Origin of the sequence: Thauera sp. 27 (assembly GCF_000310125.2) — a bacterium.
Taxonomy (GTDB): domain Bacteria; phylum Pseudomonadota; class Gammaproteobacteria; order Burkholderiales; family Rhodocyclaceae; genus Thauera; species Thauera mechernichensis.
The window spans coordinates 1-12,028 of the sequence record NZ_AMXB01000068.1; the positions used below are offsets into that span (position 1 = coordinate 1).

Sequence of the window (12,028 nt, forward strand, 5' to 3'; positions counted from 1 at the left end):
AAAGCCGCGAGCCTTTCTCGGTATCCCACCAAGACACGTCGCCCCCCAACCAGCTCCCGCCGCTCCGAACGCGGTGCCATAATCCCGGCCATGAACGCCCTCACTACCCCCAGCCTCGCCGCATCCCTGGACACCACCCCCTTCCGCGCCCGCCGCGCTCGCCTGCTCGCGCGCATGCAGGCCGCGGGCGGCGGCGTCGCCATCCTGCCCACCGCCCCCGAGCGCGTGCGCAACCGCGACGCCCACTACGCCTACCGCCACGACAGCTACTTCTACTACCTCACCGCCTTTCGAGAACCCGAGGCGGTGGTCGTGCTGGTGGCCGGCAAGGACACCAAGCAGATCCTGTTCTGCCGCGAGAAGAACGAGGAGCGCGAGATCTGGGACGGCTACCGCTGGGGCCCGGACGCCGCACGCGAGGCCTTCGGCTTCGACGAGGCGTGGACCATCGGCGACCTCGAGAAGCGCCTGCCCGACTACCTCGCTGACCAGCCCCTGCTGTGGACCAGCCTCGGCTACGACAACGACTGGGACGCCAAGGTACTGGGCGCGCTCAACGCCGTGCGCGACAAGGCCCGCAGCGGCCTCACCCCACCGCACTCGGTGCGCGACCTGCGCGCCGAACTCGATGAGATGCGCCTGGTCAAGGACTGTTCCGAGCTCGCCACCATGCGCCGCGCCGCGCAGATCTCCGCCGCCGCGCACTGCCGCGCGATGCGCGCCACCCGCCCGGGGCGCTTCGAATACGAGATCGAGGCCGAGCTGCTGCACGCCTTCCGCGCCGCCGGCAGCCAGGCGCCGGCCTATACCTCGATCGTGGCCGGCGGCGCCAACGCCTGCGTGCTGCACTACGTCGACAACGACCAGCCCCTGGCCGACGGCGCGCTGCTGCTGATCGACGCCGGCTGCGAGCTCGACGGCTACGCCTCGGACATCACCCGGACCTTTCCGATCAATGGGCGCTTCTCCGCCCCCCAGCGTGATACCTACGAAATCGTGCTCGCGGCCCAGGCGGCAGCGCGCGACGCCACCCGCCCGGGCGCGCACTGGAACGAGCCGCACGACGCCGCGGTGAAGGTGCTCGCCCAGGGCATGCTCGACCTCGGCCTGCTCAAGGGCAGCCTCGACGCCGTGCTCGAAAACGGCGACTACCGTCGCTTCTACATGCACCGCACCGGCCACTGGCTGGGCATGGACGTGCACGATGCCGGCGAGTACAAGCTCGGCGGCGAGTGGCGAGCGCTGGTCGAGGGCATGGTGCTGACCATCGAGCCGGGCATGTACATCCGCCCGGCCGACGACGTGCCGGAGGCCTTCTGGAACATCGGCATCCGCATCGAGGACGACGCCATCGTCACCGCCGACGGCTGCGAGCTGATCACCGAAGGCGTGCCCAAGGCGGTCGCCGAGATCGAGGCGCTGATGCGCGAGGCGCGCCATGGCTGAAACGGCGGCCAGCCACGTGCATGACCTGCTCATCGTCGGCGCCGGGCCGGTCGGCCTGGCGCTTGCACTGACGCTCAAGGACGCCGGTCTCGATATCGTGCTCGCCGACACCCGCCCACGCGAGGCCGTCACCCGAGACCCGCGCGACCTGGCGCTTGCGCACGGCACCGGGCTCACGCTGCAAGGCCTCGGTGTCTGGGATGCACTTCCCAAGACCGCGATCGCACACATCCACATCTCGCACCAGGGCGGCCTTGGCCGCACTCTGATCGATGCCAGCGAGCACGACCTGCCCGCGCTCGGCTACGTCGTCCCGGCGGGCGCCCTCGCCGCAGCCCTGCGTGCCCGGGTGGACGCCGCAGGCATCCCGGTGTTTGACGAAACCGAAGTGACCCAGCTCGCCCCCGGCGCCGACGACGTCATCGCCAGCCTCTCTGGTCCGGGCAGGCCCGCCGCAACCCTGCGCGCGCGGCTCGCGGCCTGCGCCGAGGGAGGCCTGCGCGCCGACGACGGCAACGTGGTCGAGCACGACTACGGCCAGCACGCGCTCATCGCCGACGTGCAGGTCGCCGGCGGTCACCGCGCCACCGCATTCGAGCGCTTCACCTCGCAAGGCCCGGTGGCGCTGCTGCCCAAGGGCGAAGGCTACGCGCTGGTGCATGTCGCCCGCCCCGAGACCGCCGACGAACTGCTCGCGCTCGACGATGCCGCCTACCTCGCCCGCCTGCAGACCCACATCGGTGGCCGCGCCCGCCTCACCAGCGTCGGCCCACGCCTGCGCTACCCGCTGGTACTGCGCTACCGGCGCTCGACGATTGCCGAGCGCACGGTGTGGCTCGGCAATGCCGCGCAGACCCTGCACCCGGTCGCCGGCCAGGGTTTCAACCTGGCGCTGCGCGACGTCTGGGCGCTCGCCGAGACACTGCTGCGTAAGGTGGATTCGCACGCGTTTGGCGCGCACGGCGAAAAAACGTGCGTCCGCGAGGATATCGGCCGTGCCGAAGTCCTCGCGGCCTATGCGCGCGCGCGCGGCCTGGACCGCCTGGGCACGATCCGCTTCACCGACACCCTGGTGCGGGTGTTCAGCAACGACTTCGCGCCGCTGCGCCACGCTCGCGGCGCAGCGCTGGTCGCGCTCGACCTGCTGCCGCCACTACGCCATTTCGTCGCCCGCCGCATGATGTTCGGCGCCCGCGCCTGGCCCTGACCGGGGCGGGCACCCATCAAACCCTCGCGGCTGGCGCCGCTCCTACAGGGGGTTCCCGGCCGCACTTGCTCCACGGCACACGCCGCGAGCGCTCATGAACGGCGCCCGAGATCGGGCGCCGCGCGGGTCAGAAAGCCGGCACCACCGCGCCCTGGTACTTGTCGGCGATGAACTGCCGCACTTCTTCAGAGTTGAGCGCAGCAGCCAGCTTCTTCATCGCCGCGCTGTCGGCGTTGTCCTCGCGCGCCACCAGCAGGTTGGCGTACGGCGAGCTGGCGTCCTCGATGAACAGCGAGTCCTGCAGCGGATTCAGCCTGGCCTCGATCGCGTAGTTGGTGTTGATCACCGCCAGGTCGACCTGGTTGAGGATGCGCGGCAGGGTCGCCGCCTCAAGCTCGCGGATGCGCAGCTTCTTGGGATTGGCCGCGATGTCCTTCTGCGTCGCCGACACACTGTTGATGTCCTTCAGCGTGATCAGGCCGTTCTTGGCCATCAGCAGCAGTGCGCGGCCGGAGTTTGAGGGGTCGTTGGGAATCGCCACGGTGGCGCCGTCCGGGATATCGGTTGCGGCCTTGTGCTTGGCGGAATAGGCACCGAGCGGCTCGACGTGCACCTTGGTCACCACGACCTGGATGTCGTTCTTCTGCTTCTGCTTGAAGGCGTCCAGATAGGGTTGATGCAGGAAGAAGTTGCCGTCGACGCGCTTCTCGTTGGTCTGCATCGAGGGCTGGACGTAGTCGGTGAATACCTTCACCTCCAGTTCCACGCCGTCCTTGGCCAGCAACGGCTTGACGAATTCGAGGATCTCGGCATGCGGCACCGGGGTGGCGGCGATGACCAGGCGGTCGGCTGCGGACGCGTTGGCAGCGGCGCCCAGGGTAAGGGCGCCAAGACTGGCGATGAAGAGTTTGCGCAGGGTATGCGACATGGACAGCTCCTTTGTGAGGATCACTTGCGGGTGAAATACAGCACCAGGCGGTCGCCCGAGTACTGGATGATCTGCACCAGCACCACCAGCAGAGCGACGGTGATCACCATCACCTCGGTCTGGAAGCGCTGATAGCCGAAACGGATGGCGAGGTCGCCGAGGCCGCCGCCGCCGATCACGCCCGACATTGCGGCATAGGACATCAGCGTGATCGCGGTTACCGTCACTGCGGCGATCAGGCCCGGCAGGGCCTCGGGCAACAGGGCGCCGAAGATGATGCGCCAGGTGCGGATACCCATCGCCTGGCAGGCCTCGATGACGCCGCGATCGACTTCGCGCAGCACGTTCTCGACCAGGCGGGCAAAGAAAGGCGCCGTGCCCACCACCAGCGGCGGGATCGCGCCTTCGACGCCGAGCGAGGTGCCGATCAGGATCACCGTCACCGGGATCATCACGATCAGCAGGATCAGGAAGGGCACCGAGCGCAGCACATTGACCACGAAGGACAGCACTGCATAGACGAAGCCCTGCTCCAGCAGCTGCCGCCTGGCGGTGACGAACAGCAGGATGCCCAGCGGCAGGCCGAGCAGGATGGTGAAGAACAGCGACACGCCGGTCATCACCAGGGTCTCCCAGGTGGCGACGCCGATGTCGCTCCAGTCGATGACGGACAGGTCCATTACTGCAGCACCTCGTGGTGGATCTGGTGGCGGTCGAGCTCGGCGAACACGGCACCGATATCATCCTCGCTACCCTCGAGTTCGAGCAGCAGCTGGCCGAAAGGTACGTCCTTGATGCTCGACACCTCCCCCTGCAGGATCGTGATCTGCACCTTGGCGCCGGCCATGATGCGACTGAGGATGGGCTGGTAGGTGACGTCGCCGATGTAGGTCAGACGCACCAGGGTGCCGCGCAGCTTGTCGCTCATGTAAGCATGTGCCGGATCGTAACTGGCCGCGGCGAGCGCGTCGCTCTGCGCCACCATGCTGCGTGTCACCGGATGCTGCGGATGCAGGAACACGTCGGCCACCCTGCCCGCTTCGACGATGCGCCCGCCGTCGATCACCGCGACGCGGTCGCAGATCGTGCGGATGACCTGCATCTCGTGGGTGATCAGTACGATGGTGAGGCCGAGCTGGCGGTTGATGTCGAGCAGCAGGCGCAGGATGGACTGCGTGGTCTCGGGGTCGAGCGCCGAGGTCGCCTCGTCGCACAGCAACAGCTGCGGCCGGTTGGCGAGCGCACGTGCGATGCCCACGCGCTGCTTCTGGCCGCCTGAGAGCTGCGAGGGGTACTTGTGGCCATGCTCGGAAAGCCCTACCAGCGCCAGCAACTCCTTCACGCGCGCGGCGCGCGCGGTGGCGTCGGTGTGGCCGGTCGCCTTCAGCGGCCAGTCGATGTTATCGGCCACCGTCTTGGCGTTGAGCAGATTGAAGTGCTGGAAGATCATGCCGACACGCCGGCGCAGCGCGTACAGGCCTTCGCTGTCGAGCGAGGTGATGTCTTCGCCGTCAATCAGCACGCGCCCGGCCGAGGGGCGCTCGAGCAGGTTGAGGGTGCGGATCAGCGTACTCTTGCCTGCGCCCGAACGGCCGATGATGCCGAACACCTCGCCGGCGCCGATCTCCAGGCTGACGTCGGCGAGCGCGGAGACGTCGCGGCCGTCGGCAGCGCGATAGGTCTTGTGCAGGTTCTCGATGCGGATCACGGTGAGCGCCCGGGCAGGAAAAAACCTGCGATCTTACCCCTAGCTCAGACTCGACACCACCACGCCGAACTTGTAGGCTCGCCGCCACCCTGGCAAGCATCCGCTCTATTGTGCGCCCCGTTGCGCGCCCCCGCATTCATCAAGGAACGCACACCATGCAGCACGACGACCACCGCAGGCCTGGCGCCAACTTCGCCCCCGCCACCCTCGCCGCCCAGGGCCTCGGCGCGAGCACGATGCCGCACCGCGACATCGTGCCGCCGATCCATATGGCGAGCACCTTCGAGCGTGCCGAGGATGGCAGCCTGCCGGGCGGCCGCATCTACGCCCGCGACGCCAGCCCGGCCTACGACCCTGCCGAAGCCCTGCTGTGCGAGCTCGAAGGCGGCGCGGCGGCGGCATTGTTCGCCTCCGGCATGGCCGCCGCATCGGCTGTGCTGCTGGCACTCAAGCCGGGCGCACGCATCGTCGCTCCCCACGACATGTACTGGTCGCTGCGCAACTGGTTGATCGGCTTCTCCGCCAACTGGCAGATCGGTCTCGATTTCTATGCCGACATCGACGAACTCGCCGGATTGCTGCAGGCGCCGGCCGATCTGGTATGGGCCGAGACCCCCGCCAACCCGACCTGGGACATCATCGATATCGCCCGCGCGGCCAGGCTCGCCCACGCCGCCGGCGCCCGTCTGGTGGTGGACTCCACGGTACCGACCCCGGTCTTCACCCGCCCGCTGGCGCTCGGTGCAGATATCGTCATGCACTCGGCGACCAAGTACCTCAATGGGCATTCCGACGTCGTCGCGGGCGTGCTCGTCACCGCCGCCGCCGACGATTTCTGGAGTCGCATAAAGACCGCACGTGCAGCCGGCGGCGCCGTCCTCGGCCCCTTTGAGGCCTGGCTGCTCAACCGCGGCCTGCGCACGCTGTTTCCGCGCGTACGCACGGCGGCAGCGTCGGCGCTGCACATCGCACAGCACTTCGAACACCATCCCGCCGTGCTCGAGGTGCGCTACCCCGGCCTCCCCAGCCACCCCGGCCATGCTATCGCCTGCAGGCAGATGATCGGCGGCTTCGGCGCCATGCTGTCGCTGCGGGTGCGCGGTGGCGCCGCGGCGGCGCACGAGGTGGCCGCCCGGGTGCGCATCTTCCGGCGCGCAACCTCGCTCGGCTCGGTGGAAAGCCTCATCGAGCACCGCGCCATGGTCGAAGGACCGGGCACGCGCTGCCCCGACGACCTGCTGCGCCTGTCGGTGGGCATCGAGGACACCGAGGACCTCGTTGCCGATCTGGAGCAGGCACTGGCTTGCTGCCCCGCCGGCGCGCAACCGAGCACCTGAGCGCTTGCCGCATGTGCCAATGCAGCGTTGTCATTACGCTGCACTGCGACAGCCGACACGCCAAGGGTTTGAACGATGGGGTAAAATGCCGGGCTTTCATCGCTCGCTCCCGCCCATGCAGTTCGCCGGCTTCACCTTGCGCAACAATCTCTTCGTCGCTCCGATGGCCGGGGTGACGGATCGTCCTTTCCGCCAGTTGTGCAAGAAACTGGGCGCAGGCGTGGCCGTGTCCGAGATGGTGACGTCCAACTCCCTGCTCTATGGCAGCGAAAAGACCCGTCGCCGTGCAGATCACACCGGCGAGGTCGACCCGATCTCGGTGCAGATTGCCGGCGCCGACCCGGCAATGATGGCCGAGGCCGCAAAGTACAACGCCGACAATGGCGCGCAGATCATCGACATCAACATGGGTTGCCCGGCCAAGAAGGTGTGCAACGTGATGGCTGGCTCGGCGCTGATGCAGGACGAACCGCTGGTGGCGCGCATCCTCGAAGCGGTGGTCAAGGCCGTGCCCGATACCCCGGTCACGCTCAAGTTCCGCACCGGCTGGAACCGTGCCAACAAGAACGCGCCGACGATAGCCCGCATCGCCGAGGCGTCCGGCATCCGCGCCATCGCCATCCACGGCCGCACCCGCGCCGACCAGTACATGGGCGAGGCCGAGTACGACACCATCGCCCACGTCAAGACGCTGGTGAGCATCCCGGTGATCGCCAACGGCGACATCACCAGCCCACAAAAAGCGAAGCACGTCCTTGACTACACCGGCGCCGATGGCGTCATGATCGGGCGCGCCGCACAGGGCCGGCCGTGGATCTTCCGTGAGATCGAGCACTACCTCGCCACCGGCGAGCTGATGCCGCCGCCGCTGGTGAGCGAGATCCATCAGGTCTGCCGCGAACACCTCGCCGACCTGTACGGCTTCTACGGCGACGAGCGCGGCGTCAAGATCGCGCGCAAGCACATCTCCTGGTACACCAAGGGCCTGGTCGGCTCGGCGGCGTTCCGCCGGGCGATGAACCAGATCCCCGACATTCCCGCCCAGCTCGCCGCCGTTGACGACTTCTTCGGCCAGCTAGCCGAGGCCGATGCGCGCCTGAGCTACGAAGCCGACGAAAACCTGCAGGAACTCGCCGCATGAGCCGCAACAACGAGATCGCGGACGCCGTCGTTCGCACCCTGGATCAGTATTTCCGCGACCTCGACGGCGAGAAACCGGGCGCCATCCATGACATGGTGATCCGTAACGTCGAACGCCCGATGCTGCAGTTCGTTCTCGAGCAGGCCAAGGGCAACCAGACGGTCGCCGCCGAGATGCTGGGCATCAACCGCAACACGCTGCGCCGCAAGCTCACCGACTACGAACTGCTGTAAGCCGCCACCGCGCGCCCTTCGGCTCGAACCGGAAGGCGCGGCGCGCACCTCGACCCTCCGTTTTTCTCAATCCTCAGCCCAGTCACCACGATGAACGTCACCCAAGCCCTGATCAGTGTTTCCGACAAACGCGGCGTGCTCGAATTCGCCCGCGAGCTCTCCGCGCTCGGCGTCAAGCTGCTGTCGACCGGCGGCACCGCCAGCCTGTTGCGCGAAGCCGGCCTCGAGGTGACAGACGTTTCCGAGCACACCGGCTTCCCGGAGATGCTCGACGGCCGCGTCAAGACCCTGCACCCCAAGGTGCATGGCGGCATCCTCGCCCGTCGTGATCTCGCCGAGCACATGGACACGATCGCTGCACACGACATCGGCCGCATCGACCTCGTGGTGGTGAACCTCTACCCCTTCCAGCAGACCGTGGCCAAGCCCGACTGCTCGCTGGAAGATGCGATCGAGAACATCGACATCGGCGGCCCGACCATGGTGCGCGCCGCGGCCAAGAACCACGGCAACGAAGACGGCGGTGTCGGCATCGTCACCGACCCCGAGGACTACGCCGGCATCGTCGCCGAGCTCAAGTCCAACGCCGGCAAGCTCAGCCACAAGACCCGCTTCGCGCTCGCGGTGAAGGCCTTCACCCACACTGCGCGCTACGACTCGGCGATCTCCAACTACCTCACCGCGTTGGTCACCAACGACGCCGGCGACGTGTCGCTGCAGACCTACCCCGAGCGCCTGCAGCTCGCCTTCGACAAGGTGCAGGACCTGCGCTACGGCGAGAACCCGCACCAGACAGCGGCCTTCTACCGCCAACCGGGCGCAGCCGAGGGTGGCGTTGCCGGCTACACCCAACTGCAGGGCAAGGAGCTGTCGTACAACAACATCGCCGACGCCGACGCAGCCTGGGAATGCGTCAAGGCCTTCGACGGCCCGGCCGCCGCCTGTGTCATCGTCAAGCACGCCAACCCCTGCGGCGTGGCCGTCGCCGCCAACCCGCTCGAAGCCTACAAGAAAGCCTTCGCCACCGACCCGACCTCTGCCTTCGGCGGCATCATCGCCTTCAACGGCGAGGTTGACCGTGCCGCCGCGGAAGCGGTGTCGGCGCAGTTCCTGGAGGTGCTGATTGCGCCGTCCTACACTGCCGACGCGCTCGAACTGCTCGCCGGCAAGAAGAACGTGCGCGTGCTCACCTGCCCGCTCGGCCAGCCCGCAGGCGCCTTCGACTACAAGCGTGTCGGTGGCGGCCTGCTCGTGCAGAGCGCCGACGAGGCTCGCATCCAGGTCGCCGACCTCAAGGTCGTCACCCAGCGCGCACCGACTGACGCCGAGATGCGCGACATGCTGTTCGCCTGGCGCGTGGCCAAGTACGTCAAGTCCAACGCCATCGTGTACTGCAAGGACGGCATGACCATCGGTGTCGGCGCCGGCCAGATGAGCCGCGTCGACTCCGCCCGAATCGCCAAGATCAAGGCCGAGAACGCCGGTCTGCAGATCGCCGGCTGCGTGGTCGCCTCCGACGCCTTCTTCCCCTTCCGTGATGGCCTCGACGTGCTCGCCCAGGCTGGCGCCACGGCGGTGATCCAGCCGGGCGGCTCGATGCGCGACGAAGAGGTCATCGCCGCCGCCAACGAGCAGAACATCGCCATGGTGTTCACCGGCTTCCGCCACTTCCGCCACTAATAACGACATCCTCCCCGCAGAGATCCGGAGCAGCTCATGAAAGTCCTCGTCATCGGTTCAGGCGGTCGCGAACACGCGCTGGCCTGGAAGCTCGCCCAGTCGCCCAAGGTCACCCGCGTGCTGGTGGCGCCGGGCAACCCCGGCACCGCTGCCGAGAAGCTGCTGCAGAACGTACCGGTCACCGATATCAAGGTGCTGGTCGAACTCGCCAAGCGCGAGCAGGTCGCCTTCACCGTGGTCGGCCCCGAAGCCCCGCTCGCGGCCGGCGTTGTGGACGCCTTCCGCGCCGCCGGCCTGCCGATCTTCGGCCCCACCAAGGCGGCTGCGCAGCTCGAGAGCTCGAAGGACTTCGCCAAGCAGTTCCTCGTCCGCCACAACATCCCGACCGCGAAGTACCAGACCTTCTCGGACGCTGCCGAGGCGCACGCCTACATCGACACCGAGGGCGCGCCGATCGTGATCAAGGCCGACGGCCTGGCTGCGGGCAAGGGCGTCGTGGTGGCGATGACGGCAGACGAGGCCCATGCCGCGATCGACATGATGCTGCTCGACAACAAGATGGGCGATGCCGGCGCGCGCGTAGTCATCGAGGAATTCATGGAGGGCGAGGAAGCCAGCTTCATCGTCATGGCCGACGGCAGGAACGCGCTCGCGCTCGCCACCAGCCAGGACCACAAGCGCCTCAAGGACGGCGACCAGGGCCCCAATACCGGCGGCATGGGCGCGTATTCGCCCGCTCCGGTGGTGACCCCCGACGTGCATGCGCGCGTGATGCGCGAGATCATCAACCCGACGCTGGCCGGCATGACGGCCGACGGCCTGCCTTACACCGGTTTCCTCTATGCCGGGCTGATGATCGACGGCGACGGCCGTCCGCGCGTGGTCGAGTTCAACTGCCGCATGGGCGATCCGGAAACGCAACCGATCATGATGCGGCTCAAGACGGACCTCGCAGACCTCATCGAAGCGGCCATCGCCGGCAAGCTCGACCACACCGAAGCCGAGTGGGATCGCCGCTTTGCGCTGGGAGTTGTGCTGGCTGCCGCCGGCTACCCGGACAGCCCGCGCAAGGGCGACGCCATCACCGGCCTGCCCGCCAACGAGCTCGAGGACGTGCATGTGTTCCATGCCGGCACCGCCGACGAGGACGGCCAAGTCGTCACCGCCGGCGGCCGCGTGCTGTGCGTGACTGCGCTCGGCGACAACGTGCGCACGGCGCAGAAGCGCGCCTACGAGATCGCCGACATGATCCAATTCGAGGGCCGCCAGTACCGCCGCGACATCGGCCACCGCGCCATCGGCCGCAAGCTCTGATGACGATGCAGGCCGAGATCGTAAAGCCCTGGTTCACGGGGCTGCAGTCGCGCATCGTCGACCGCCTCGAAGCCTTCGATGGCGTCGCCTTCCGTGCCGACGGCTGGGAGCGCCCGGGCGGCGGTGGCGGGCTGACGCGAGTGATCGAGGACGGTAACTTCTTCGAGCGCGGCGGGGTCAACTTTTCCCACGTCACCGGCGACGCCATGCCGGCCTCGGCCACTGCCCACCGCCCCGAACTCGCCGGCCGGCGCTTCGAGGCCATGGGCGTGTCGCTCGTGCTGCACCCGCGCAACCCCTGGTGCCCCACGGTGCACATGAACGTGCGCTGCTTCATCGCCATGGCCGAGGGCAAGGCCCCGGTGTGGTGGTTCGGCGGCGGCATGGACCTGACGCCGTATTACGGCTTCGAGGACGACGTCCGCCACTTCCACGCCACCTGCAAGGCAGCCGTGCTGCCCTGGGGCGGCGAGGCGGAACACCGCCGCCTCAAGGACTGGTGCGATCGTTACTTCTTTCTCAAGCACCGTAACGAGCCACGCGGCGTGGGCGGGCTGTTCTTCGACGATCTCGGCGCCGACGGCCAGACCGACTTCGATACCGCCTTCGGGCTGACACGCTCGGTCGGCGAAGCCTTCCTCGACGCCTACCTGCCGATCATCGAGCGCCGCAAGGACATTGCCTACGGCGAACGCGAGCGCGACTTCCAGGCCTACCGGCGCGGCCGCTACGTGGAGTTCAACCTGGTGTTCGACCGCGGCACGCTGTTCGGCCTGCAGTCCGGCGGTCGTACCGAATCGATCCTGATGTCGATGCCGCCGATCGTGAAGTGGCGCTACGACTGGCACCCCGAGCCCGGCAGCCCCGAGTCGCAGCTCTACGACATCTTTCTCAAGCCGCGGGACTGGGCCTGAGCCTAGCGCTTTGGGTTCGACGCAGGCGCAAAGGCCTTCAACCCCTCGCGGCTCGCGCCGCTCCTACCCAGGGCGAGACGAGCCGCGGGGCGCCGTAGGAGCGGCGCCAGGCGCGAGCTT

At 67.9% G+C, this 12,028-nt stretch carries 11 protein-coding genes; 8 read left to right on the top strand and 3 right to left on the bottom strand.

Going from position 1 to position 12,028, the window contains the following annotated elements; all coding sequences use genetic code 11:
* Positions 1-90: 90 nt before the first annotated feature.
* Positions 91-1,446, top strand: coding sequence for an aminopeptidase P N-terminal domain-containing protein (locus B447_RS20765; RefSeq protein ID WP_002945732.1), 1,356 nt, complete (start codon positions 91-93; stop codon positions 1,444-1,446).
* Entirely contained in the window at positions 1,439-2,653 is a 1,215-nt protein-coding gene (locus B447_RS20770; RefSeq protein ID WP_002933219.1) for an FAD-dependent monooxygenase, read from the top strand. The genes B447_RS20765 and B447_RS20770 overlap by 8 nt, the downstream gene beginning before the upstream one ends.
* A 127-nt stretch (positions 2,654-2,780) precedes the next feature.
* On the opposite strand, the gene B447_RS20775 is transcribed toward B447_RS20770, so the two are convergent.
* Genes B447_RS20775 through B447_RS20785 form a run of 3 tightly spaced genes read right to left on the bottom strand, consistent with a single transcriptional unit; the run spans position 2,781 to position 5,289 of the window.
* Positions 2,781-3,581: a MetQ/NlpA family ABC transporter substrate-binding protein gene (locus B447_RS20775; RefSeq protein ID WP_002945735.1), complete on the bottom strand. Its 801-nt coding sequence runs from the start codon at positions 3,579-3,581 to the stop codon at positions 2,781-2,783.
* 20 nt (positions 3,582-3,601) lie between these two features.
* Positions 3,602-4,261, bottom strand: coding sequence for a methionine ABC transporter permease (locus B447_RS20780; protein ID WP_002933214.1), 660 nt, complete (start codon positions 4,259-4,261; stop codon positions 3,602-3,604).
* Complete coding sequence (locus B447_RS20785) at positions 4,261-5,289, bottom strand: methionine ABC transporter ATP-binding protein (protein WP_002933212.1); 1,029 nt, start codon at positions 5,287-5,289, stop codon at positions 4,261-4,263. The genes B447_RS20780 and B447_RS20785 overlap by 1 nt, the downstream gene beginning before the upstream one ends.
* A gap of 155 nt (positions 5,290-5,444) precedes the next feature.
* On the opposite strand from B447_RS20785, the gene B447_RS20790 reads away from it, so the two are divergent.
* The 6 genes from B447_RS20790 to hemF all read left to right on the top strand — a co-directional run bounded on the left by B447_RS20790 (position 5,445) and on the right by hemF (position 11,908).
* A complete protein-coding gene (locus tag B447_RS20790; protein ID WP_002945739.1) occupies positions 5,445-6,626 on the top strand; it encodes a trans-sulfuration enzyme family protein in 1,182 nt (393 codons plus the stop codon).
* Positions 6,627-6,741: 115 nt separating this feature from the next.
* Entirely contained in the window at positions 6,742-7,767 is a 1,026-nt protein-coding gene (gene dusB / locus B447_RS20795) for a tRNA dihydrouridine synthase DusB (protein ID WP_037983335.1), read from the top strand.
* Positions 7,764-8,000 carry a helix-turn-helix domain-containing protein gene (locus B447_RS20800; RefSeq protein WP_002933202.1) on the top strand — a complete coding sequence of 79 codons (237 nt, stop codon included), beginning with the start codon at positions 7,764-7,766 and terminating at the stop codon, positions 7,998-8,000. Before dusB ends, B447_RS20800 begins: the two co-directional genes overlap by 4 nt.
* A 90-nt stretch (positions 8,001-8,090) precedes the next feature.
* Positions 8,091-9,680 (top strand): bifunctional phosphoribosylaminoimidazolecarboxamide formyltransferase/IMP cyclohydrolase, encoded by a 1,590-nt coding sequence (gene purH, locus B447_RS20805; protein ID WP_002945743.1) that lies wholly within the window; start codon positions 8,091-8,093, stop codon positions 9,678-9,680.
* 36 nt (positions 9,681-9,716) lie between these two features.
* Positions 9,717-10,994, top strand: a complete 1,278-nt coding sequence (gene purD, locus B447_RS20810; RefSeq protein ID WP_002945745.1) for a phosphoribosylamine--glycine ligase — start codon at positions 9,717-9,719, stop codon at positions 10,992-10,994.
* A gap of 5 nt (positions 10,995-10,999) precedes the next feature.
* Entirely contained in the window at positions 11,000-11,908 is a 909-nt protein-coding gene (gene hemF, locus B447_RS20815; RefSeq protein ID WP_002945747.1) for an oxygen-dependent coproporphyrinogen oxidase, read from the top strand.
* Positions 11,909-12,028 lie beyond the last annotated feature (120 nt).